23 protein-coding genes and 1 riboswitch are annotated in these 23,312 nt (G+C 69.8%); of the genes, 10 read left to right on the top strand and 13 right to left on the bottom strand.

What is annotated here, in order from left to right; translation table 11 throughout:
• The first annotated feature begins 13 nt into the window (after nt 1–13).
• From FV560_RS19330 to FV560_RS19315, 4 genes are read left to right on the top strand one after another with little or no spacing between them, the layout of a single operon-like run.
• A complete protein-coding gene (locus tag FV560_RS19330; protein WP_159623517.1) occupies nt 14–1,342 on the top strand; it encodes an ABC transporter substrate-binding protein in 1,329 nt (442 codons plus the stop codon).
• The gene (locus FV560_RS19325; RefSeq protein WP_200837820.1) at nt 1,339–2,259 is read left to right on the top strand and encodes a carbohydrate ABC transporter permease; all 921 of its coding nucleotides are present in this window, start codon (nt 1,339–1,341) and stop codon (nt 2,257–2,259) included. Before FV560_RS19330 ends, FV560_RS19325 begins: the two co-directional genes overlap by 4 nt.
• Nucleotides 2,256–3,074 (top strand): carbohydrate ABC transporter permease, encoded by an 819-nt coding sequence (locus FV560_RS19320; protein WP_159623515.1) that lies wholly within the window; start codon nt 2,256–2,258, stop codon nt 3,072–3,074. Before FV560_RS19325 ends, FV560_RS19320 begins: the two co-directional genes overlap by 4 nt.
• On the top strand, nt 3,071–5,122 hold the full coding sequence (locus FV560_RS19315; RefSeq protein WP_159623513.1) for an alpha-galactosidase: 2,052 nt from the start codon (nt 3,071–3,073) through the stop codon (nt 5,120–5,122). The genes FV560_RS19320 and FV560_RS19315 overlap by 4 nt, the downstream gene beginning before the upstream one ends.
• Here the strand turns inward: FV560_RS19315 and FV560_RS19310 are convergent.
• The 8 genes from FV560_RS19310 to FV560_RS19275 are packed head-to-tail and all read right to left on the bottom strand — an operon-like array spanning nt 5,097 to nt 12,278.
• Complete coding sequence (locus FV560_RS19310) at nt 5,097–5,945, bottom strand: 5-oxoprolinase subunit C family protein (protein WP_159623511.1); 849 nt, start codon at nt 5,943–5,945, stop codon at nt 5,097–5,099. The genes FV560_RS19315 and FV560_RS19310 overlap by 26 nt on opposite strands.
• Complete coding sequence (pxpB, locus tag FV560_RS19305; protein WP_159623509.1) at nt 5,945–6,547, bottom strand: 5-oxoprolinase subunit PxpB; 603 nt, start codon at nt 6,545–6,547, stop codon at nt 5,945–5,947. Before pxpB ends, FV560_RS19310 begins: the two co-directional genes overlap by 1 nt.
• Nucleotides 6,544–7,287 carry a LamB/YcsF family protein gene (locus FV560_RS19300; protein WP_159623496.1) on the bottom strand — a complete coding sequence of 248 codons (744 nt, stop codon included), beginning with the start codon at nt 7,285–7,287 and terminating at the stop codon, nt 6,544–6,546. The genes pxpB and FV560_RS19300 overlap by 4 nt, the downstream gene beginning before the upstream one ends.
• The gene (locus FV560_RS19295; protein ID WP_159623494.1) at nt 7,284–8,201 is read right to left on the bottom strand and encodes a hypothetical protein; all 918 of its coding nucleotides are present in this window, start codon (nt 8,199–8,201) and stop codon (nt 7,284–7,286) included. Before FV560_RS19295 ends, FV560_RS19300 begins: the two co-directional genes overlap by 4 nt.
• Nucleotides 8,202–8,229: 28 nt before the next feature.
• A complete protein-coding gene (locus tag FV560_RS19290; protein WP_235020245.1) occupies nt 8,230–9,039 on the bottom strand; it encodes an ECF transporter S component in 810 nt (269 codons plus the stop codon).
• Nucleotides 9,036–10,592: an ABC transporter ATP-binding protein gene (locus tag FV560_RS19285; RefSeq protein WP_159623492.1), complete on the bottom strand. Its 1,557-nt coding sequence runs from the start codon at nt 10,590–10,592 to the stop codon at nt 9,036–9,038. The genes FV560_RS19290 and FV560_RS19285 overlap by 4 nt, the downstream gene beginning before the upstream one ends.
• Nucleotides 10,589–11,608, bottom strand: a complete 1,020-nt coding sequence (locus tag FV560_RS19280) for an energy-coupling factor transporter transmembrane component T (protein ID WP_159623490.1) — start codon at nt 11,606–11,608, stop codon at nt 10,589–10,591. Before FV560_RS19280 ends, FV560_RS19285 begins: the two co-directional genes overlap by 4 nt.
• A 22-nt stretch (nt 11,609–11,630) precedes the next feature.
• Nucleotides 11,631–12,278 carry a hypothetical protein gene (locus FV560_RS19275; RefSeq protein WP_159623488.1) on the bottom strand — a complete coding sequence of 216 codons (648 nt, stop codon included), beginning with the start codon at nt 12,276–12,278 and terminating at the stop codon, nt 11,631–11,633.
• Nucleotides 12,279–12,365: 87 nt separating this feature from the next.
• Nucleotides 12,366–12,439: riboswitch (adenosylcobalamin-variant (AdoCbl-variant) riboswitch) on the bottom strand.
• A gap of 147 nt (nt 12,440–12,586) precedes the next feature.
• Between FV560_RS19275 and FV560_RS19270 the strand changes: the two genes are divergently transcribed.
• A complete protein-coding gene (locus FV560_RS19270) occupies nt 12,587–13,147 on the top strand; it encodes a cob(I)yrinic acid a,c-diamide adenosyltransferase (RefSeq protein ID WP_159623486.1) in 561 nt (186 codons plus the stop codon).
• Nucleotides 13,148–13,299: 152 nt separating this feature from the next.
• Here the strand turns inward: FV560_RS19270 and FV560_RS19265 are convergent, their stop codons facing one another.
• Entirely contained in the window at nt 13,300–14,307 is a 1,008-nt protein-coding gene (locus FV560_RS19265; RefSeq protein WP_159623484.1) for a sugar phosphate isomerase/epimerase family protein, read from the bottom strand.
• A gap of 16 nt (nt 14,308–14,323) precedes the next feature.
• A complete protein-coding gene (locus tag FV560_RS19260; protein WP_159623482.1) occupies nt 14,324–15,499 on the bottom strand; it encodes a Gfo/Idh/MocA family protein in 1,176 nt (391 codons plus the stop codon).
• A gap of 108 nt (nt 15,500–15,607) precedes the next feature.
• Here FV560_RS19260 and FV560_RS19255 point away from each other — a divergent pair, with 108 nt between their 5' ends.
• A complete protein-coding gene (locus tag FV560_RS19255; protein WP_235020244.1) occupies nt 15,608–16,792 on the top strand; it encodes an ROK family transcriptional regulator in 1,185 nt (394 codons plus the stop codon).
• Between the two features lie 531 nt (nt 16,793–17,323).
• On the opposite strand, the gene FV560_RS19250 is transcribed toward FV560_RS19255, so the two are convergent.
• Both FV560_RS19250 and ligA read right to left on the bottom strand, forming a co-directional pair.
• Entirely contained in the window at nt 17,324–17,734 is a 411-nt protein-coding gene (locus tag FV560_RS19250) for a hypothetical protein (protein ID WP_159623480.1), read from the bottom strand.
• Nucleotides 17,735–17,751: 17 nt separating this feature from the next.
• The gene (gene ligA / locus FV560_RS19245; RefSeq protein ID WP_476748646.1) at nt 17,752–20,139 is read right to left on the bottom strand and encodes an NAD-dependent DNA ligase LigA; all 2,388 of its coding nucleotides are present in this window, start codon (nt 20,137–20,139) and stop codon (nt 17,752–17,754) included.
• Between the two features lie 257 nt (nt 20,140–20,396).
• On the opposite strand from ligA, the gene FV560_RS19240 reads away from it, so the two are divergent.
• Genes FV560_RS19240 through FV560_RS19230 form a run of 3 tightly spaced genes read left to right on the top strand, consistent with a single transcriptional unit; the run spans nt 20,397 to nt 22,346 of the window.
• On the top strand, nt 20,397–20,696 hold the full coding sequence (locus FV560_RS19240; RefSeq protein WP_159623478.1) for a hypothetical protein: 300 nt from the start codon (nt 20,397–20,399) through the stop codon (nt 20,694–20,696).
• A complete protein-coding gene (locus tag FV560_RS19235) occupies nt 20,693–21,076 on the top strand; it encodes a hypothetical protein (protein ID WP_159623476.1) in 384 nt (127 codons plus the stop codon). The genes FV560_RS19240 and FV560_RS19235 overlap by 4 nt, the downstream gene beginning before the upstream one ends.
• 4 nt (nt 21,077–21,080) lie before the next feature.
• Nucleotides 21,081–22,346 carry a multidrug effflux MFS transporter gene (locus FV560_RS19230; protein WP_159623474.1) on the top strand — a complete coding sequence of 422 codons (1,266 nt, stop codon included), beginning with the start codon at nt 21,081–21,083 and terminating at the stop codon, nt 22,344–22,346.
• Here the strand turns inward: FV560_RS19230 and FV560_RS20455 are convergent.
• A complete protein-coding gene (locus tag FV560_RS20455; protein ID WP_476748645.1) occupies nt 22,318–22,569 on the bottom strand; it encodes a luciferase domain-containing protein in 252 nt (83 codons plus the stop codon). The genes FV560_RS19230 and FV560_RS20455 overlap by 29 nt on opposite strands.
• 555 nt (nt 22,570–23,124) lie before the next feature.
• Between FV560_RS20455 and FV560_RS19220 the strand changes: the two genes are divergently transcribed.
• Nucleotides 23,125–23,312, top strand: a 188-nt coding sequence (locus tag FV560_RS19220) for a hypothetical protein (RefSeq protein ID WP_159623472.1), incomplete at its 3' end; no start/stop codon positions are given.

The following is a 23,312-nucleotide window of genomic DNA, read 5'->3' as shown; positions in this document are numbered from 1 at the left end:
AGGAGGTTCGACGATGAACACCACCACCCGCACCAGCCCGGTCTCCCGGCGAGGTTTCCTTCTCGGCGCGAGCGCGCTCGGTACCAGCGGTCTGCTGGCCGGTTGCCTCGGTTCCGAAGAAGCACCGGAGGAATCCGGCACCGAGCAGACCGGCACCGATGAGACGTCGAGCGAGCCGTCCGGCCCGGTCACATTGCAGAACTCGCAGTCCGATCCGGCGCCACGGGAGGCGCTGGAGACCCTGATCGGCGACTACCCCGGCGATGCCGAGATCAACACGGTCGCCATCGAGCAGTTCCGCGCTCAGCTGTCCACCTATCTCACCTCCGCCAACCCACCGGACGTCCTCACCTGGTACGCCGGCTCGGTGGCCCGGGACTACGCGGCCGAGGGGCTGTTGCTGGACGTCTCGGACATGTGGGAAGGCGAGGGGGCGTGCGCGAACTTCTCCGATGCCCTGCGCGAGCTGTCCTCCGCCGAGGACGGCAGCCAGATCTTCGTCCCGACGAACTACTACTGGTGGTCGATCTTCTACAAGAAGTCCGCCTTCGAGGAGTGGGGCGTGAGCGCACCGGAGACCTGGGAGGACTTCCTCGCCCTGTGCGAAGACCTCAAGGGCAGGGGCGTGAACCCGCTCGCGAACGGGATCGGCTCCACTCCGTGGATGGCCTCGGGCTGGTTCGACTACCTGAACCTGCGCATCAACGGCGCCCAGTATCACCGGGAGCTGCTCGCCGGGGAGCACGCGTTCACCGACCCCGAGGTGGAAGCGGTCCTGGAGGAGTACACGAAACTGATTCCGTACTTCGACCCGGATATGGCGTCCTACTCCTACCAGGAGGCGGTGACGCCGATGGTGCAGAACGAGTCGGCCATGTATCTGATCGGGGCGTTCGTCACGCAGTTCTTCCCCGAGGATCAGCGCGACGATCTGGACTTCTTCTCGGTGCCGCCGATCAACCCCGATGTCCCCAGTGCCGAGGAGGCGCCCACGGACGGGTATTTCGCTGCCTCCGGCACGGACAACCCGGAAGGCACGAAGGAGCTGCTGGCCTACCTCGCCTCGGCGGAGTCGCAGCAGACGTTCATCGAGATCTCCGGCTCCTCGAACCTGCCCACGCATCCGGATGTGGACACCTCCGGCTTCTCCCCGCTGGTGCAGAAGGGCATCGAGCTGTTGAACAGCACCGAGGAGATCACCCAGTTCTTCAACCGGGATTCCTCCGATGCACTGCAGGCGACGGCGGACGATGCCCTGACCAGGTTCCTTGCCGATCCTTCCGATATCCCGGGCATCCTGGAGGGCTGGCAGGCTGCCGCTGAGCGGGTCTGGGACCAGTGACGGCACCAGCCACAGCCGAACGTCCCACATCGCGCTGGGCCCGGGCGTTTCGCCGGGTGCCATGGGTGGTCTGGGTATTCCTGCTCGTGCCGCTGGCCGTCGAGGCGTTCTGGGTGTTCTGGCCGGCGATGAACTCGTTCTCGCTGTCCTTCACCCGGTGGAACGGCGTCGGTGCGGCCGAGCCGGTGGGGCTGGGCAACTATCAGGACCTGATGTCGGACCCGACATTCCAGACGGCGTTGCGCAACAACGTCATCTGGGTGATCGGGTTCGGCGGTCTGTCGGTGGTGATCGGGCTGGCGCTGGCCGTGCTGCTGAACCGGCCCGGGCGGGGTATCGGGCTGTACCGGGCGGCGATCTACCTGCCGATGGTGTTCTCGCTCGCTGTGACGGGTCTGTTCTGGCGGGTGCTGTACTCCCCCGACGGGCTGGTGAACTTCTCGCTGGACTCCCTCGGGCTCGGCGCGCTGGAGCGGCAGTGGCTGGCCGACCCGGACGTAGCGCTCTACGCCGTGCTGGTGGCGGCGGTATGGCGGCAGGTGGGCTACATCATGGTGCTCTACCTGGCCGGTCTGAAGGGTGTGGACCCGGCGCTGGAGGAAGCTGCGGCGATGGACGGTGCGAACCGGTGGCAGCGGTTCACCCGCATCGTGATGCCGCAGCTGCGCAGCGTCAACGCCGTGGTCTTCGCGGTCACGGTGATCGACTCGCTGCGCACCTTCGACATCGTGTGGGCGATGACCCGCGGCGGCCCGTACAACTCCACCCACCTGCTCAGCACCTACATGTTCGAGCAGGGCTTCACGCTGGTGAACCTCGGTTACGGGTCGGCGATCGCCGTCGTGATCTTCGCCCTCGCGATCGTGTTCATCATCAGCTATCTGGTCCGCTCCATCCGGCAGGAGGATGCCTCATGAGGCAGCGCTCGCCCTGGTTCCACGCGCTGATGATCCCCTTCACGCTGCTGTGGGTGGCGCCCATGGTGTTCGTGCTGATCGTCGCACTGCGCCCGTTCTCCGACATCGTCGCCCGTGGCCTGAGTGCCCTGCCCACCACGCTGAGCTGGGAAGGATTCGAGACGGCGCTGACCACCGGCGGCATCGGTGGGGCGCTGCGCAACTCGGCAATCGTCACCGTGGTGGCGGTGGTGCTCTCACTGTTCCTGGCCTCGCTCGCCGCCTACGCGTTGAGCCGGTTCCGGATCCCGGGCCGCACCGTGATCCTGCTGCTGATGCTGGCCGGCAACCTGCTACCCCCGCAGATCCTGCTCATCCCGGTCGCGAAGATCACTGAGGCGCTGGGTATCTACGACACGCTGTTCGCGCTGATCATCGTGCAAGTGGGCTTCGGCCTGGGCTTCTACACCTTCGTGCTGCACGGTTTCATGCGTGCGCTGCCGAACGAGGTGTTCGAGGCGGCCCGCATTGATGGAGCGGGTCCGGTGCGCATCTACGCGCTCATCGTGTTGCCGTTAGCCCGGCCCTCACTCGCCGCGTTGACAGCCCTGGCCACCACGTGGATCTTCAACGACCTGATCTGGGCGATGACCGTGCTGCGCACCGAGGACAACTTCCCGATCACTGCGGCGCTGCTGAACCTGCAGGGCGGGTTCGTCAGCCAGTGGAACGTCGTGGCCGCCGGCGCGGTGATCGCGGCGATCCCCACCGCGGTCGTGTTCTTCATCTTCCAGAAGCAGTTCGTCTCCGGGCTGCTGGTCGGAGCCAACAAGTGAGGATCCCGACGGCGTCCGGCACCCTGGTCTTCGACGTCACCGAGGCAGGGCCGTACCTGCGCAGCTGGGGACCGGACGGCGGCCCTCCCCCGCCGCTTCCCGCGCACGTTCCGTTTGCCACCCGTGCCGACGCGCAACCCGTCCTGGTCACGGCAGCAGGCACGCGGCACGTGCACCGGGGGGAACTGCTTGTGCGGCGCGCGGACGGTCGTACCGGGGTGCGCCTCGTCCCGGGTGAGACCACGATCAGCGAAGACGGGACGCGAACCCGGCTCTCCGCCGTCTGGCGGGGTGAGGGCCTCGAGGTCACGGTGTACGTGCAGGGTGACACCCGGAACGACGCGGTGGCTCAGTGGGCGCAGGTCCGCAGCACGGGCGAGGAGCCGATGTGGCTCACCCGGGCGTTCGGCGGTGCGTGGGACCTGCCGGTGGGGCCGGGCGCGCGGGTGGGAGCCCTGGCGGGCGAGTGGAGCCGGGAGCTGACGCCGGTGACCGTTGACCTTCCGGCGGGCACCTTCGCGATCGGCAGCCGGCAGGGCGTCACGTCCCACACCTACGCACCGGTGGTCACGGTGGCCCCGCGCGAGGGCGAGGGAGCGTACGCGGTGGCGCTGGCGTGGAGCGGCTCGTGGTCGATGACCGTCGACGCTGCGCCATTCGCCGATCGGGTGCGGGTCGGCGCCGGTACCGATGACGAGACCGGCGTCATCCTGCTGGAGCCGGGGGCCTCGTTCACGACCCCTCGCACCTACGCGATCCGCAGCGAAAACGTGGACGACCTGTCTCGGGCCTGGCACGCGTTTGAGCGCATCGAGCTGCGCCGTGACTCCTCCACACACCACCACCCGGTGGTCTACAACTCCTGGTACGCCACCGAGTTCGACGTCCAGGTCGATCACCAGCTGGCGCTCGCCGAGCGGGCAGCGGCGATCGGGGCCGAGGTGTTCGTGCTCGACGACGGCTGGTTCCACGGTCGGACTTCAGACGCCTCGGGGCTGGGCGACTGGCACGTGGACCGCGCGAAGTTCCCCGACGGGCTGGCCCCGCTGATCGACGGCGTGCGGGGGCACGGGATGCGGTTCGGCATCTGGGTGGAACCGGAGTGCGTGAACTCCGACAGCGACCTGTTCCGCACGCACCCGGACTGGGTGTACCGGGCCGGGGACCGGCCGCTGGTGACCTCCCGGAACCAGTACGTCCTCGACCTGGGCAGGCCCGAGGTGGAGGCGTTCGTGGCCGACATGCTCCGCGACCTGCTCGGCCGCAACGACATCAGCTACCTGAAGTGGGACATGAATCGCCCCGTCAGCGACGGCGGCCGGCCGACCGACCCGCACGGCAGCGAGTGGTCGATCCAGCACACCCGCGCTTACTACCGGCTGCTGGAGCTGGTGCGAGCAGAGTTTCCGTACGTCACGTTCGAGGCGTGTGCCTCCGGTGGTGGGCGCACGGATCTGGAGGTGCTGCGCCGCAGCGATGTGGTGTGGGCCAGTGACGAGACGGGGCCGCGGGACCGGCTGGCCATCCAGCACGGGTTCCTCTCCGCCTACGCGGCGAGTTGGCTGAGCTCGTGGGTGACGGATGAACCGGATCGGCTCGATACCGACGACGGGCCCGTGAGCCTGACGTTCCGGTTCCTGGTGGCCATGTGTGGGGTGCTGGGCGTGGGCGGGGATCTGCTCGCCTGGCCGGAGCAGGACCGGAAGCTGGCAGCCTCGCTCGTGGCGACCTACCGGAAGATCCGGGAGGTGGTCCTTGAGGGTGAGGTGCACCGCCACGGCGACCCGGCGGATCAGCAGTACGCGGTGGAGTACCGCACGCCCGAGCAGCGGGTGGTGATGGTCTTCACGCGTGGTGGGCACCGGGACCCGGTGCGCCTGACTGGCGTCTCCGGTGGTGAGCACCTGGAGACGCTCGGACCGGACGGCACGTTGCAGGACGCCGGGGCGGTGACGGCGGGGCAGGCGGCCGAGGGCCTATGGGCGGCGCATCGAGCAGCGCGTGACGCCGATCTACTGGTCATCACCAACCGCGGTGCCGGAACCTGACCTGCTGCCCGGGCCGCACCTGCGCGGAGGCATCGGCGGCAGCCTCGGTGAGCACCCCGATCACCGGGTAGCCGCCTGTCACCGGATGGTCGGGCCCGAAGATCAGCGGCTTCCCGTCCGGCGGCACCTGAACGCTCCCCCGCACCACACCTTCCGACGCCAGCTCACCGGAGCGTGCCCGTTCCAGTACCGGGCCGTCCAACCGCACCCCCACCCGGTCGCCGGTGTCGGTCACCGTGTACGGCTCGGACAGGAACGTCTCTACCGCCTCGGACGTGAACCAGTCCCGCCGCGGCCCGGGCAGTACGTCGAGGAGGAACGGCGTGTGCGGGCCCGGATGGTCGGCGTCCGCAGTCGGCACCGGGCCGGTGGGTGCACCGACAGCGAGCACATCCCCGGCCTGCACCGGCGGCGGCCCGAGCCCGGAGAGCACGTCGTGACTGGCCGACCCGAGCACACGCGGCACATCGATTCCTCCCCGCACGGCGAGATAGCTGCGCAGCCCCCACGGCGGGGTGCGCAGCATCAGCTCAGCCCCGGCGGGGAGCATCACCACCGCCCCGGGCGGGTGCACCATGCCGTCGGCCCTCAGCGGCGCGGGCGCCCCGGCGAGCGTAACGAGCACCTCCTGCTCAGCGCGCAGATGCAGCTGGCCCAGCATCACCTCCAGGGCGGGTGCGCCGTCGGGATTGCCGAGCCTTCGGTTGGCGGCCACGAGGGCGCCCTGGTCGGCTGCCCCGGAGACCGGCACCCCGGAGGAGGCATGGCCGGCGCGGCCGAGGTCCTCAATCAGCACAAGCCCGGCATCAAGCACCCGCAGCATCAACCCACCTCCCGGAACCGGACCCGGGTACCCGCCTGCAGCAGCGCGGGCGGGTCGGCCTCGGGGTCGAAGAGCACGGCGTCGGTGTGGCCCAGCAACCGCCAGCCACCGGGTGAGGAGCGCGGGTAGACGGCCGCCCTGTCGCCGGCGATCGCGACCGCGCCGGCGGGAACCGACGTGCGCGGGGTGTCCAGGCGAGGCACGTGCAGGGCCGGGTCGAGCCCGGAGAGGTAGGCGAAACCGGGTGCGAACCCGAGGAAGTCGGCGGTGTAGGTGGCACCGGTGTGCCGGGCAATCACCTCGGTGGTGCTGAGACCGGTCATGCGGGCGACGCCGTCAAGGTCCTCCCCGTCATAGTGCACGTCGATCACTACCTCCTCCCCGGTGTCGGCGGCTGAGACCTCCTCTGGGGTGAGGTCAGCGGCCAGGGAACGGACGCCGTCGAGGGCTTCCGGGGCGCAGGTGAGGAGCACCGTGCGCGCGGCAGGCACCACGTCGATCACGCCGGCGACCTGTGCGAGCGCACGGGCGAGGGCATGGACGGCCGTGGGGCCGTCAACCTCGATCAGCAGGGCGCGCTCACCGCTGGGCAGGATCCTCATGTGAACGGCTCCGGGCTCAACCCGGCCGCGTCGAGAACCGCCCGCACCCGGCGGGCGATGGTCACGGCGTCGGGGGTGTCGCCGTGCACGCACAGGGTGCGCACCTTCAGCGCCACCCGGTTCCCGTCCACGCTGGGAAGCTCACCCGTGCGCACGAGTCCGGCCACGCGGTCGGCGATCAGCGCAGGGTCGTGCAGGACAGCGCCGGGCTCCCCGCGGGGGACGAGACCGCCGCCGGGGGTGTAGCCACGGTCGGCGAATCCTTCCGCCACGCAAATCAACCCTGCGGTGCGGGCGAGGTCGAGCAGCACGCTCCCCGGTGCCCCGACGACGGCGAGACCGGCGTCCGCGGCGGCCGTCACCACGGCACGGGCGTGCTCGGAGTCGCGGGCGGCCGCGTGGTACAGGGCTCCGTGCGGCTTCAGGTAGGTCACCTGACCCCCGACGGCGGAGGCCGCCTCGACCAGGTCCCGCACCTGAGCGCGCAGGTGGGTGGTGAGGGTCTGTTCGTCGATGGCGACCGATCGCCGTCCGAAATTCTCCCGGTCCGGATACGCGGGGTGCGCCCCGATCCGCACGCCGCGGGCGACGGCCGCGGCACAAGTGGCGATCATGGTGTCGACGTCGCCGGCATGACCGCCGCAGGCGACGTTGGCGCTGGTGACGATCGCGAGCATGGCGGTGTCGTCGCCGACGTCTTCACCGAGGTCGGCATTGAGATCAAGGGCGTGTGTGCTCATCGCTCCGGCGTCCAGCCGCAGTAGGAGACGAAGTCCGGATCCTGGTCCTGGAGATAGGTCACGAAGTCCCAGCCGTCGACGGCCTCGCTCATCCAGGAGCCGCCCGCCTCCTCGATCCCGGTCTCGACGATCACCGGCGGCACGTCGGGCGAGGCCGCTTCGAGCCCTGGTGCGACGTTGACCTCTCCCGGATCGTCACCGGGGCCGAGCATCGGCAGGCAGGCACCGCCCCAGGAGTCGAACGGATCGGTCTGCACCAGCCAGGGCTCGCCGGTCTCGTCATGGTCGATGCGCACGGTGCGGGTGACCTCGATCGTGGCGCCGTCGGCGCAGGCCGACTGCCATGCCATCTGCGCTTCGTTGACCACCACCCCCACACCGCCGGGTGCCGGGGTGATCTGGTGGACCTGGGTGGAACAGTCACCGGCTGCGGCGAGCGGGAACGGGTACTGGGTGAGCTTCTCGCCGTCGTTGAGCCAGGCGAACCATGTGGTGCTCACCCACTCGTAGGTGCCCTCGCTCACGTCGGCTTCGAACGTCAGCGGAGCCACGACGTCCTCCAGGTCGTCACCGTCGAGGTCGACGTACAGGGCATCCTCGACGGTGGTGACGTAGCGACCCGGCGCTCCGCGCTCCCCGGTGGCCGCACCGTCGACGAGTTCAAGGGTCTCGGGCTCGTACCAGAGGTCCCCAGCCTCCCATTCAGCGTTGGCAAGGTCGACGTTGTGGGGATCGAACGGCTCCGGGCTCGGGCTGGGAGACTCGGTTTCGGAAGGTTCGGAGGGCTCGGGTGAGGGCGCGTCAGAGGTCGGCACCATCGTGGTCGGTTCCGGTGCCGGGTCCTCACCTGTGGAGCAGCCCGTCATCACGATGGCAGCAACCGCCAGCAGCGCTGAAAACCCACGTGTGCGCATTGCTCCCCTCCGGTCGTTCTGGCATCGCTCAGCCTACGTCGTCGACGAACGCGGCCCGGTGTGCCGCCCGCCGCAGCGTCACCAGCACCGCATGGCCCGCCACGGCGATCCCCAGCACCGTGGTGATCGCCCGGGTCAGGTCCCACGGCAACGACGTCACCACGCTGTAGGTGAGGAACCGGCCCAGATTCTCCGGCACTGTTGCCCCGGATACGAAGGAGATCTCGGTGGCCCCGCCGAGCAGGAACGGCCAGAACGAGAGGTTCATCGCCACTCCGAACAGCACCGAGGCGACGGCCCCGTAAAGCGCCAGCATCGCGAGTTCGGTGATGCCGCGAACCCGGACCCGTCCGATGTAGTCCGGCAACAGCCCCGCGCCCAGCCCCACCCACGCCGCACCCAGCATCTGGTAGGGCAGCCACGGCCCCACCCCACCGGTGAGTAGCGCAGAGGCGAACAGGGTGGTGCCACCCAGCAGGAAACCGAACCCCGGCCCGAACACCCGGCCGCCGAGCACCAGCAGCACGAACACGGTCTCCACTCCCCCGGTTCCTGCCGCGATCGGCCGGATCAGCGCCCCCACCGCCGCCAGCAGGCCGAGCATCGCGACCGCGCGAGTGTCCATACCACCGTCGCTGACAGCAACCGCCACCACCAGCAGCGAGGCGGCCAGCACCACGCCGAGCACGATCGGGGCAGCCGTCTCGTCGTCGAGGGCGGCACCGGCGTCCAGGAACAGCGGCCACGCGAAGGCGAGCACACCCAGCACACTCACTGCGGCCAGCGCGAACGCCAGCCTCGGTGAGAGAGGCAGAGCCGCCGCTCGCGGTTCGCTCACGGCTGCTCCTCGGCCAGCACAGCGCTCACTTCGCCCACCGTCAGCCACGGCTGCGGGCTGAGCACCTTCGCCACCTGCGGGGCGAGCAGCGCCGAATCGGCCAGCACGTCCCGCACCGGGCCATCGGCCACCACCGCGCCATCGGCCAGCTGCACCACCCGATCGGCCGCCTGCGCCACGAACTCCACATCGTGACTGGCCACCACCACCGCGCGGCCGGCATCGGCGAGACCCTCCAGCACCACGACGAGGTGCTCCTTGGCGGCATAGTCGAGCCCGCGCGTGGGTTCGTCGAGCAGCAGCACCTGCGGGCTGCGCGCCAGCTGGATCGCCACCGCGAGCGCCAGCCGCTGCCCCTCGGAGAGATCGCGCGGGTTGGCATCATCGTCGATGCCGGGCACGAGTGCGTCCAGCAGCCCGCGGGTGGTCCCGGGCTCGACACCCGCGTCGGCATCGGCCGTGCGGCACTCGGCCGCCACGGTGAGCAGGTAGAGCAGATCCTCGGGCGACTGCGGCACCAGGGCGGCCTGATCTTCCCCCCGCACGCGGCCACCGGCCAGTCGCTGCGCCCCGGCGAGCGCCCACAACAGCGAGGACTTCCCGGCACCGTTGCGCCCCATCACTGCGGTGACCTGCCCGGCGCGGACGTCGAGGTCGATGCCGTCCACCGCGACGAAACCGTCGTAGGTCACCCGCACCCGCTCGGCGGTCAGCACGACCTCCCCGGGTTCACGCGTGGGGAGCACAGGCGAACCGAGGCGCTCGCGCAGGGGTGCGCTGCGCCGTCGTGCTTCCCGCACGGTGAGCGGCACGGGCTGCCAGCCGGCCAGGCGACCCAGCTGCACCACCGGCGGTGCCACGGGGGCGGTGGCGAACACCTCGGCGGGGCGACCGGCGTGGGCGCGGCCGCCGTCGAGGGAGATCACCATGTCCGCGAAACCGACGACGCGCTCGAGCCGGTGCTCGGCCAGCAGCACTGTGACCCCCGCATCATGGACCAACCGGGCCAGGGCGGCGAGCACATCTTCTGCCGCTCCCGGGTCGAGCGCAGACGTCGGCTCATCGAGCACCAGCACACGCGGCTGAGCGGTCAGCACCGCCCCGATCGCAACCCGCTGCTGCTCTCCGCCGGAGAGGGTGTGCAGCGCCCGGTCGCGCAGGTCGGCCAGTCCGAGCAGGTCGGCCACCTCCTCCACGCGGCGCCGCATCAAGGCCGGTGCGACACCGAGCTGCTCCATGGTGAAGGCGAGCTCGTCGGCGACGGTCTCGGTGACGAAGGTGGCCTGCGGGTCCTGCCCGACCACCCCGACGACGTCCGCCAGGTCCCGCGGCTGGTGGGTGCGGGTGTCACGCCCGCCGACCCGCACGTTGCCGCCGACCTGCCCGCCGGTGAGGTGCGGCACCCGGCCGCTGACGGCGCCGAGCAGCGTCGACTTCCCTGATCCTGTGGGCCCGACCACCAGGCACAGCTCCCCCTCTCCGACGGCGGCACTCACCTCGGTCAGCACGGGCTCGCCGCCGTAGGTGACAGTGAGGTTCTCGATCTCGATCATGTGGCCTCCGTCAGGGCGGGAACGGCGAGCGCCGCGGCGGCGACGATGCCGAGCAGCAGCGGCTCGGTGCCGGCAGCATGCCCGGCCAGGGCGACCACAAGTGCGAGCCCGCCGACTCCGGCCACCACCCACGCCCGCACGCCCCACAGCAGCGGCCGGTAGCGGGTGCGCACCACCGCGCGAGAGGCGAGCACCGACGCTCCTGCTCCCACCGCAGCACCCCCGACCAGCAGCGCGAGACCCAGGCCCCGGGGGGCGCTGGCATCCAGCAGGGCGTACGTTCCGGCGACGGCGGCGACCAGTGCGGCCACTACCAGTGCGGTGACGCCGCGGCGGCCCGCCCGGTGACCCGGGTGCACGCGGGCGTACCCGCGGGAATCCATGGACGCAGCAAGGTCGAGCGCCTGGTCGAGCGCCCCGGCGAGCACGGGGACCAACCGGGCCGTGAAGGCCCGCAGCCCGCGCCTGGCCCCGCCGCGCAGCGACTGGGCCCGGCGGACCCGCGCGATCGCGGTGATCAGCTGCGGGGTGACGGACACGGCGATCACCGCGGCGGTGCCGAGGTGATGCAGCGACCCCGGCAGGCACCGCAGCGCCAGGCGCGGGTTCGCGATGGCGTTGACCGCGCCGAACGTGATCACCAGTGTGGCCAGGGACAGCCCGGTCAGTGCTGCGCTGGTGAGTCCGTCGGTGTGCACGGGTCCGAGTAGCGAGAGGTTGGTGAACCATCCGGGCAGGTCGATCTGCGGCCACGACCACAGCACCGGACTGGAGTCCGGGAGCCCGACCACGAGATAGAACCCGACCCGCACCGCCACGATGATCACGCCGAGCGCGATCGCGGCCGGGAACGCCTTCGCCCATGGCGAGTCCGCCCGGCACGCCACGCCCACGAGCAGCACGGCCAGCAGGATCAGCCCCGTCGCCGCCCCGGCAGGCAGGCGCACGACGGCGACCGTCACCCCAGCCGCCCAGGCCCACCAGGCCAGGGGGTGAGTGAGGGTCGCCGTCGTCATGGGTATGCCGGGTCGTGCTCAGTCAGCTGCGGGCGCGACGGCGCGCGACGAGCACGATGGCGAGTACCAGTGCGACTCCGAGCGCCACGGCGAGGAACGGCAGCACCGGGGTGGACGACTCCTCGGCGCCCTCGTCAGCGTCCTCAGCGGACTCGTCGGTGGTCTCCTCCGGCTCGGCCACGGCGAGCACGTCGACGGGTGCGATGCCCGGGCCTTCGGAGCCGTCGGAGTAGCGCCACCCCTCGATGGCGCCGGGCGCGGGCTCGGCCTCGTCGGCGCCGACCTCGTAGCTGGTCCACTCACCCTCGGGCTCGGCGTTCCAGTAGGACCAGTAGTTGCCGTCGAACTCTTCCGGGCAGGGGTCGGGCTGGCCGTCGATCGTGCAGATGAGGCCGGGCTGGGAGTCCTCCGGTGCAAATCCCGCGGATTCGAGCGCCTCACGACCGGTGGTCGGGTCCCCCTCGGCGCAGCCGACCTCGATGTCGCCGCCGACGTCAGTGAAGTCGACCACGACGGTCACGCCAGTCTCGTCTGCGCAGGCGGTGCCGACCGGCGCGGAGGTCACGGCCTCAGCCCCGGCGGAGGGAGCGCCGAATGCGCCGGCGAGGGACGCCGTCGTGAGGGCCGCGGCAGCGACAGCGGCCGGGAGGGAACGGAGGGTCAGGTGCATGGGGTGCCTTTCGCAAGGGACCTTGAGGGCACCGCGGCCTGCGGCCGGGGGCACCACCCGCAGTCCACGACGGGTCGAGCGTCTGCGTCCTGGGCAGGTAATCCGACTCTCACGGTTGCGGGACAGTGCCGGAGTCTCACCGGCTTCCCCTGGGTCCAGGACGGGGTATCAACGATGGAGCCTAGTCTCCCATCACGGTGGCACGTCGGCGCTCCGTAGACTGTCTGTCCTAGACCCCGGAACGATCCCTGGCGCCAGCCACATCGCCGGGGTTAAGCATCTGCCCACGAGCACGTCATCCTGGTCGGATGAGGATCTACACACGCACCGGTGACGACGGCAGCACGGGCCGGCTCTACGGCGGACGGATCGCCAAGACGGACCCGGTGATGGATACCGGTGGTGACGTGGACGAGGTGGTCGCGCTGCTGGGGGTGGCGCGGGCGGCGACCTCAGAACGAGCCTCGGACGATACACAGACCGCCGAGACCCTGCTGCGCCTGCAGCGCGAGTTGTTCGTCCTCGGTGCCGATCTCGCCGCCAACCCGGACCACCGGGACCGGCTCGACCCTGGAGTCTCGCTGGTGACCGACGACATGGTCACCAGCCTGGAGGAGTTGATCGACGAGCTGGTCGCGGCCCGGCCGCTGAAGCCTGTGTTCGTGATCCCAGGGGCCACATCGACCGGTGCCGCGCTCGATCACGCCCGGGCCGTGGCTCGGCGCGCGGAACGGCACGCCCTCGCGGCTCGGGAGGCGGGCGGTCAGGTGAGTGACGCCGTCGGGCGCTACCTGAACCGGCTCTCGGACCTGCTGTTCGTACTCGCCCGGCACGCCGCCGGGGAGACCGAAGAACCCACCACCCGCTGACCGACCACAAGCCCACCGACCACCCGCCCACCGACCACCGACCACCAGCCCACCGGGGGTGAAGTTGACGTCGGTTATGGCCGAATAATCGACGTCAAGTTCACCCCCGGTGCAGGTGGCGTCGGTGCAGGTGGCGTCAGTGCGGTCAGACCTCAGCGCGTCGAGAACGCCGCGTCGAAGGCGGCCTCCGACGGCTCGTACTTGCTCAAGTTGCGCACGAACTCCAGTGCCTCGGGGGCGCCGACGAGGCGGTCCATGCCGGCGTCCTCCCATTCCACCGAGAGCGGGCCGTCGTAGCCGATGTGGTTGAGCGCGCGGAACGCGTCCTCCCACGGCACGTCCCCGTGTCCGGTAGAGATGAAGTCCCACCCGCGGCGCGGGTCCGCCCACGGCAGGTGCGAGGACAACCGGCCGTTGCGGCCGCCCGAGATGCGCACCTTGGTGTCCTTGCAGTGCACGTGGAAGATCTTCTCCGGGAAGTCGAGCAGGAACCCGACCGGGTCGAGCTGCTGCCACACCATGTGACTGGGGTCCCAGTTGATGCCGAAGGACTCCCGGTGCCCGATCGCCTCGAGCGTCTTCACGGTCGTCCAGTAGTCGTAGGCGATCTCGCTGGGGTGCACCTCGAGCGCGAACCGCACGCCCTGCTCGTCGAAGACGTCCAGGATCGGGTTCCACCGGTCGGCGAAGTCCTGATACCCGGCCTCGACGAGCTCGTCCCGCACCGGCGGGAACATCGCGACGTACTTCCAGATCGACGAACCGGTGAACCCGGTGACGGTCTTCACCCCGAGGCGCTTCGCGGCGCGGGCGGTGTTCTTCATCTCCTCGGCGGCGCGCTGGCGGACACCCTCCGGGTCGCCATCGCCCCAGACCGAGTCGGGGAGGATGTCGCGGTGGCGCTCGTCGATCGGGTCATCGCAGACGGCCTGACCCTTGAGGTGGTTGGAGATCGTCCAGACCTTGAGGTTGTTCTTCTCGAGGATGGCGAGCTTCTCGGCCACGTAGTCGTCGTCGGTGGCAGCGCGGTTCGGGTCGAGGTGGTCGCCCCAGCAGGCGATCTCGAGGCCGTCATAGCCCCACTCGCCCGCCCGGCGGCACAGTTCCTCGAACGGCATATCGGCCCACTGGCCGGTGAACAGGGTGATCGGTCGTGCCATGGGTGTGCTCCTCTACTCAGGCGGGGACTTCTGTCCAGGTGCTGTTCTCGGCGGAGGACCGCTCGACGGCGTCGAGCACGCGCTGCACCCGCAGCCCGTCGGCGAAGGACGGCTCGGGCTGGGTGCCCTCGGCGAGCGCGGTCACCAGGTCCACCACCTGGTGAGTGAACCCGTGCTCGTAGCCGAGCCCGTGCCCCGGAGGCCACCAGGCGGCGATGTAGGGGTGCTCGCCCTCGGTGACGAGGATGGTGCGGAACCCGTTGGTGCGGGTGCCTTCGCGGGCATCGAAGTACTGCAGCTCGTTGAGACGCTCCAGGTCGAAAGCGACCGACCCCTGCGTGCCGTTGATCTCGATCCGCAGCGCGTTCTTGCGCCCCCACGCGAACCGGGTCGCCTCGAAGGTGCTGATCGCCCCACCGGAGAGGCGTGCCAGCCAGATCGCGGCGTCGTCCACAGTGACGGGCCCGAGCTCATCTCCCCCGACGCCGGCGATCCCGACCCGCTCGGTCTCGACCGGGCGCTCCTTCACGAACGTCTCAGTCAGCCCGGCCACGCCGGTGATGTGCTCCCCGGTGATGAACTGCACGGCGTCGGCGATATGGGCACCAATGTCGCCCAGGGCCCCGGAGCCGGCAACATCCTTCTGGAGGCGCCATGAGAGCGGGGCCTGCGGATCGGCGAGCCAGTCCTGCAGGTATTGGGCACGGACCTGCCGGATCTCGCCCAGCTCCCCCTCAGCCACGAGCTGCCTCGCGAGCTGAATGGCGGGCACACGCCGGTAGGTGAAGCCGACCATCGCCTTGGCGCCGTTCGGCGCCTTCTCGGCGGCCGCCGCCATCTGCTCGGCCTCGGCCACGGAGTTCGCCAACGGCTTCTCGCACAGCACGTGCTTGCCCGCCTCCAGCGCGGCGATCGCGATCTCGGCGTGCGTGTTCCCCGGGGTGCAGATGTCGACGAGGTCGACGTCGTCGCGTGCGATGGCCGTGCGCCAGTCGGTCTCGGTGTGGGCCCAGCCGAGGTTGGCCGCTGCGGCGGCGAGGTTCTCGGGATTGCGCCCGCAGATGAGTTGCTGCACGGGGTTCAGGGGCAGGTCGAAGAACCGGGGGGCCACGCGCCACCCCTGGGAGTGGGCGGCGCCCATGAAGGCGTAGCCGATCATCGCCACGTTCAGCGGCGGGGACTGGGTGCTCATCGGTGAGATCTCCTCGGGCCGTGCGGTCTCGGACGGTTCGCCTCCACGGTATCGGCACTTTTGACGATAGTCGAGCAAAAGTCCGAGGTGGGCGCTACGGTGAGTGCCGTGCCCACGACGACCGCCACGCTTGCACCCGACGGACGCTCCGCCGTCGGGGCCGGGCAGTTGCTGCAGGTGCTGCGCGACGGGGTACCCCGCACCCGGGCCGACCTGGTGGCCGAGACGGGGCTCGCGCGCTCCACGGTGACGCTGCGCCTGGACGCGCTGCTGCGTACCGGGCTGCTGCGCTCGGAGACGGGTACCTCCACCGGTGGACGGCCACCGATCTTCGTCCGCTTCGATCCCCGGGCCCGCACCGTGCTGGCGATCGACCTCGGGGCGGCCCACCTGGCCGTCGCGGTGACCGACCTCGACGGGACCGTGCTGGCCGAGCATCGGGAGGACCTGGACATCACCCGCGGTCCGGGCCCTGTACTCGACATCGCTACCCGACGCGGCCAGGAGCTGCTGGCAGAGGTTGGCGGCACGAGCCCGCTCGCCGGAGTCGGCATCGGGCTCCCGGGTCCGGTGGAACAGGCCACCGGCCGGCCACGAACTCCGCCGATCATGCCCGGCTGGGACGGTGCGGACATTGTCGGGGTGCTGGGGCAGAACTTCAGGGCGCCGGTACTGGTGGACAATGACGTCGACCTGATGGCGCTCGGTGAGCACATCACCAGCTATCCCACGACGGCGCACCTGATGTTCGTGAAGATCGCCACCGGCGTGGGAGCCGGGATCGTGGCCGATCACCGGCTGGTGCGTGGCGCCGACGGCGCGGCCGGGGACCTGGGGCACGTCGCAGTACCGGGCGGGGCGCCGGTGCAGTGCGCGTGCGGCAACACCGGGTGCCTGGAGGCACTTACCAGCGGGACGGCGATCCTTCGCTCAGTGCGGGCGTTGGGCCACGACGCACGGCGGTTGGAGGAGGTGCAGGCACTGCTCGGCGATCCCGGGGTCGCCGAGGTCGTCCGCCTGGCCGGGCAGAACCTGGGTGCAGTGCTCGCCGGCTGCGTCAACCTCCTCAACCCATCGGTGATCGTGATCGGCGGGCCGCTCGCGCACGAGCCGAGCCCGCTCTTCGAGGGCATCGAGCAGATGGTGCGCGGGCGTTCGCTCCCGCTGGCCACCAGCAAGCTGCAGGTCGTGGCGAGCCGCACCGAGGGCCGGGCCGGGCTGCTGGGCGGGGCGCGCGTGGTGATCGACCGGGTGCTGGATCCTCGGACCGTGGACGCCATGGGATCCGCATAAGGGCCCGCGAGCACTGGGGCTCGCTACCGACCGCCATCTCCGATTGATGACGCATGACACTCCCCCTCGGACACCACGTCCTGCGAAAGCGGCGGCCCGAGCAGGTATAGCCCCACGCCAACCACAAGGCTCGCCCCCAGAAAGGTAGCCATCGCAGCATCTTCCCAAGTACTCAGGGCCACGGGAGAAGCCAGCGCCAGGCCCGCAATCAGAGTCCACACCTTGTTCCGCCCTCTCCACGACACGTAGATCAGGCGTCCGATTGCCATTCCAACTATTCCCGCTCCGGCGATCTCCAGCACTGCCATCGAGCATCTCCATCCGAGACGACGGCCCGCCATGGTGAGGCAGTGAAGCATCGGGAACCGCCGTCCTCACCTGGTACATGTCCACCACTCGGCAAACAATGACAAGCGTCTCGCGACGTGGACGGCTCGTCTCAGGCCGAGCAGGCCGCATCGCCCGCCGCGCAGCGCAACGATCCGGTGAACACGTGCCGGTTGGGTGAAGGCCCCGCCCTGGGTGTCGCGGTCAGTGGGTGGCCTGGCGCACCAGCTGCAGCAGCGCGTGGGCGTAGGCGTCCTCCACGACGGCGGAGGTGAAGGTATGGCGTTCGCCGTCCGGGTCGCGGGTGGTCACCTCGTAGCCCTGCGCGCCACGCGTCAGGGCCTCGAACGTGCCACCGAGCAGGTCTCGGAGCTGATCCTCACGAGGAAGCCAGAGCGCCTCGTCGGCGGCGACGTTGTCGAGCGCCCATTCGGTGGTGCCGTTGAAGTTGAGCACCGTGCCGGTGTCGTAGGTGCGGGGCTCGATCACCATGTGGGAGAGGATGAACACCTCCTCGGACAGCGCCTCGGCCTCGATCCGGAACTGGTCGCCCGGGGCGGGGTCCCAGCGCAGGCCGGCGTCTCGGAGGTCGCGGGCGAGGGTGTCACTGATCATCGTTCCAGTATGGGTGCTCAGCCCGCCCGGTCGGCCACCGCCTCCGGTCCGCCCTCGAGTAGCCGCTCGAACCCGGCCTCGTCGAGGATCGGCAACCCGAGATCCCGCGCCTTGGCCTCCTTCGATCCGGCGCCAGGGCCGACGACCACGTAGTCGGTCTTCTTCGACACCGACCCGGCGGCCTTTCCGCCGGCAGCGATGATGGCCTCCTTCGCGCCGTCCCGGGTGAAGTGCTCCATCGAGCCAGTCACCACGACGGTCAGGCCGGTCAGCGGCCCCTCTTGCCGGGCGGCACCCGGGCCTGGATGGTCGGGGATGGCGAAGCGGACCCCGGCAGCTCGCCACTGGGTCAGGATCTCCCGGTGCCATTTCACGGTGAGCCATTCGGTGACGGCCGCCGCGATGGTGGGCCCGACACCCTCGACCTGCGCGAGCTCGCCTTCACTCGCCGCCTCGATCGCGTCCAAGGATCCGAACCAGTCCGCGAGTGCCCGCGCCGCGACCGGGCCGACGTGGCGGATGTTGAGACTGACGAGCTGGCGCCACAGGTCCTTGGTCTTGGCCTTCTGCAGTTCGGCGACGAGCGTCTCGGCCTGGCTGGAAGGCACGACCTGCTCGACCTGTCGGATACCTGCCTTGCGGCGCTCGGCGGCGGTCAACCCGGCGGCCTCCGGCGGATAGTCGCGCACCGTCTTCTGGAACGGTCGCCGGACGGAAGGTTCGCCGTCATCGTCGGCCTTCGGCTCGCCGGTCTCAGCGTCACGGACCACTACTTCGATCGGGACGAGTTCGTCGATGGTGAGGTCGAACAGTCGCGCCTCGGTCACCAGCGGAGGAGTCCGGGGCACGCGAGGCTGGGTCAGCGCCGCCGCCGTCACCTCCCCGAGAGCTTCGATGTCCAGCCCGCCCCGGGAGCCGATGTGCTCGACCCGGCCGCGAACCTGCGCCGGGCAGGACTCCGCGTTCGGGCACCGCAGATCGATATCCCCTTCCTTCATCGGTCGCAACTCAGTGCCGCACTCGGGGCACTCGGCCGGCATCACGAACTCCGTCTCGCTGCCGTCCCGCAGCTCGACGACCGGGCCGAGGATCTCCGGGATCACGTCCCCGGCCTTGCGCAGCACCACGGTGTCCCCGATGAGCACGCCCTTGGCTCGCACGACGTCCTGGTTGTGCAACGTTGCCTGCCGGACCACGCTGCCGGCCACCAGCACCGGTTCCATCACGCCGTACGGTGTGGCACGACCGGTGCGCCCGACCCCGACGGCGATGTCGAGGAGCTTGGTGTGTACCTCCTCCGGCGGGTACTTGTAGGCGATCGCCCACCGCGGGGCGCGACTCGTGGCACCGAGCTCGTCGTGCAGGGCGAGCTCGTCCACCTTCACCACCACGCCGTCGATCTCGTGCTCGACATCGTGCCGGTGCTCGCCGTGATACTCGACGAACGCGGCGACCTCCTCGATGGTGGTGCACACCTTCGAGTACGGGCTCACCGGGAGTCCCCAGCCGGCGAGGAGATCGTAGATCTCACTCTGCGCGGCCACTGGTGGGCGCGGCCAGGCACCGATCCCGTGCACGTACAACCGCAGCGCCGCCACGCGCGCGTCACCGGCCTCCCGTTCCAGGCCGGCCTTCTTCTCCAGCTGCTGGCGCAGCCCGCCGCTGGCTGCATTGCGTGGGTTCGCGAACGCCGGGAACCGTCGCGCTGCCGCAGCCGCCTCACGCTGCTCATCGAACGTGCCCCGAGTCCCCTCCGAAGCACTCTTTGCCCGCGACTCCCACCGCTCGCGAGCGGCGGCCACGGCTCGCTCCTGGAGTCGTGCCTGCAGGTCGTTCAACTCAGCGAACGACTGCGTCGGGATGAACACCTCCCCGCGCACCTCCACCAGATCGGGATGATCGGTGCCCTCGAGTCGCTCAGGGATACCCGCCACCCGCAGTGCGTTGATGGTCACGTCCTCCCCGGTGCGCCCATCCCCACGGGTGGCGGCACTGGTCAGGCGCCCGCGCTCATACCGCAACGAGATGGCCAGCCCATCGATCTTCAACTCGCACAACCACGCCGGTGCCCGGCCCGCTGCGGCCACAGTCTTCGCCGCCCACTCGGTCAGTTCCTCTACCGAGAACACGTTGTCCAGGCTCAGCATCGGCTCGGCGTGCTCGACTGGGTCGAACAACGCCGACCGGGCCGCTCCCACCACCTGCGTGGGCGAGTCCGGAGTGCGCAGCTGAGGGTGCTGCTGCTCGAGTTCCTCCAGTGCGCGGAACAGCTCGTCGAAGGCTGCGTCCGACATCAGCTGGGCATCACTGTCGTAGTAGGCCTCCCGGGCACGGCGCACCTGAGCGGCGAGCTCGTCCCAGCGGGACCGGACGTCAGGGTCGACGGTGGCGTCGTCGGTGGAGATCGATGCGTCGTTCACACGCCCATTGTCGCCTGAGGCACTGACATCGGCTCCCGGATCGTCCGATGCACGCGCATGTGGTGAGATGAGCACAGTACGCCCACCCACGGCCTACGGAACGGAACGTCATCTCCATGAGCGCACCTCCGCCGTCGGGGGCTAACTCCTACGGGTGGCAAACACAAGACCCGTACGGACAGTCTCCCGACCCAAAGACCGGAAGCACCACGCCGCATCGCGCCAACCCCAACGTTGGCGGGGTGGTCCTCCTGCTCGTGCTCAGCTCGATCGGGTACCTCGTCTGGCACGTGATCCAGTGGGCTGAGCCGTTCGTGGAAGCGATGGACGCCTGCGCCCGCTCCGGTCAGGCCGAGCTGGTCTGCCTCACCGGGACCGACGCGCGACGCTGGTTCTACCTGCCACTTGCCGCCGTGGTCGCAGCCTGGTCGCTCGCCGCCGGTGCGCGAGTGGAAGGCAAGCAGGGCCGCACCCGGGGCTTCCTGTACGCGATTGCCGGCTTCGCGATCCTGGGTCTGAGCGCCTGGCAGAGTGCCTCGTGAGTGATCCGTTCGGAGGCCGGTACCACGATCAGGGCATCGGCGGCATGGATCGACGCTACGTCTCCGGCGGACTCGTGGCGATCGGGCACCTGCTCGGCTGGTCCGCGGTGCTGGTCCCGTTGCTGCTCTGCGGCCTGGTGGCTGCGGCGTTTGTCAGTGTCAACTACGGCTGGGTCATGCCGGACGAGGCGCCATCGCTGCCCATCAGCGTGCTGGTGTGCGCCGCGATGTTCCTTGGCGGTGCGATCACGGCGGCGATCGGGCGGTCCCGGGTGCGCAAGCTGCGACCCTGGGTCGGAATCGTCTGGTATCTCGTGGGGGCTGGAATGCTGGTCGGTGGTTCGGCCTGGCTGATCGGGGCCCACGCCATCCCCGTGTGATGTGATGGGAGGCGTGACGAGCCGAAGACCCACCGACGATTCCCGGCCCGACTCTCCTCAACGCGTGGGGCTGCTGTTCACGGTGGTGCTCGCCGGACTGGCGATGATCGGCCCGTTCACGATCGACACGGTCTTCCCGGCGTTCGAGCAGATGGGCGGCCAGTTCCGCGCCGATACCGCCGCCATGCAGCAAGTGACGAGCTTGTACCTGCTGTCGTTCGCCGTCATGAGCATCTTCCACGGTCCGATCTCGGACGCGATGGGCCGCAAGCCGGTGATGATCATAGGGCTGCTCGGGTTCACGGCCGCCACGATCCTGTGCGCCCTGGCGCCGACACTGCCGGTGATGCTGGTGGGGCGATTGCTGCAGGGAGGATTCGCCGGGGCCGCCACGATCGTCAGCCGGGTGGTGATCCGGGACCTGTTCTCCGGGTCGGCGGCACAGCGGTTGATGTCGAACGTGATGATGATCTTCTCCGTCGCACCGGCGATCGCGCCTGTCGTGGGCGGGTGGCTGCTGAGCGTCGGGCCGTGGCAGTCGATCTTCTGGGCCATCGCGTGCTACGGGGTGGTCATGGCCGTCACCGTGGGCGTGGTGCTTCCCGAAACCCTCCCGACGGCGGAGCGTCGCCCCCTCAATGCGGCCTCCGTGGTGCGTGCGGTCATCCGGGTGGGCTCCCGGGGTGCCGTGGTGCGGCTGGCGCTGCTGACCGCCTGCACGTTCGGTGCCCAGTTCACCTACATCGCGGCCGCACCGATCATCGTGGTGGACCTGCTGGGCCTGGGTGAGCGCGACTTCTGGGTGCTGTTCGTGCCGCTGATCGGCGGGATCATGGCGGGTGCGTTCATCTCCGGGCGGACTGCGGACCGGGTGCCGCGCCGGCGGCTGATCGACGTGGCCATGGCATTCGCGCTGGTAGCGATCGCTGTGAACGTGCTCATCGTGGCGTGGCAACCGTCACTGCCGTGGGTGATGCTCGCTCCCCCGCTTGCCGCGACTGCCGTGGGCACGATGTTCCCGGTGCTGAACCTGGAGATCCTCGACCAGGCCCCCGATGATCGCGGGGCCGCTGCCTCGCTCGGTGCGTTCGGGACGTTGTTCGGCAATGCCGTACTTGCCGGGGTCATCATTCCGGTGGTCTCGGGTTCGTTGTTGCACCTGGCGCTCACGAGCCTCGCTTATGCCGTGCTGGCGATGCTGTTGTGGCGGTGGCATCGGTCGCGGCCATCTGACCCCGCCGCTACGCCCGTCCCGCACGAGCGAAACTGAGACTCTCCTCGATCACGGAGATCACCGCCTCCAACTCGGCCGTATTCCGCGGGCCGTAGACCATGAACTCGGTGTCGTAGTCAGCGTACTGGTGCGGCTCGGCCCAGCCCAGACGTGCGAGTTCCGCGCCGCGGTCGGCCGGCAGCACGAGATGGATGCTGGTGCAGATGTGCCGGCTCCAGGCGCCTGCCCGGCGCAAGAGAGGTTTCCGGAGAGCGCTCATCAGACATGTCGCGGATGAAGACGGCGCGGGACGATGGCGGTGAGACCTGACTGATGCCTTCCACCACACCGTCGAGCTGGAAGACTCTGGCGACGAGCTCGCCCCACAGGGCTGCTGGCGCACGCTGATCCAGTTGCCGGTGCGGCCCTCGGTTGGACGTCGTCGGACGCGCTCCAGGCCTCGGCTCGTTCAGCATCCCTGAACCGTAGCGACTCTCGAATCTCAGAGCGCGTTAGGACGACTGACCCATCGCGTCCACGCACATCGGCTGGCTCCTAGTTGTCGAACTGGGCACCGCTGCGGACATCAATCCGTGGGTGACCACCACTTGCGTGTCCCGCTCGGCGGTTCGGCCCGCCCACGGACTCACAGGTTCTATGTCGGTGGTGGGTGGGAGGGTGAAGTCATGGCCTCGACAGCAGTTCACCACTCGTTCTCGGTTCCGGCCGGGAACGGGGTGGTGACAGGGGTGCGCGTGAACCGGATACTGGCGTGGGTGTGGCCCCTGACCTGGGCTAACGGGGCGATGTCGGTGGTCGGTGGGAGGGTGTTTTCATGACCTCGACAGCAGCTCGCGACTCGTTCTCGGTTCCGGCCGGGCGGGGGTTGTTGGCTGCGGTGCGGGCCAATGGGGTGGCAGCTCGGGCGGTGGAGGTCGAACGGGCCGAACTGGTGGTGGCGTGGGTGCGTCAGGCCGCGATCGACCCCGATGACCCGGCGGCCGGGAACGGCGTGTTCGACCC

This window comes from Ruania rhizosphaerae, from assembly GCF_009805705.1.
GTDB lineage: Bacteria > Actinomycetota > Actinomycetes > Actinomycetales > Beutenbergiaceae > Ruania > Ruania rhizosphaerae.
This window is presented reverse-complemented; position numbering and strand designations above follow the sequence as displayed.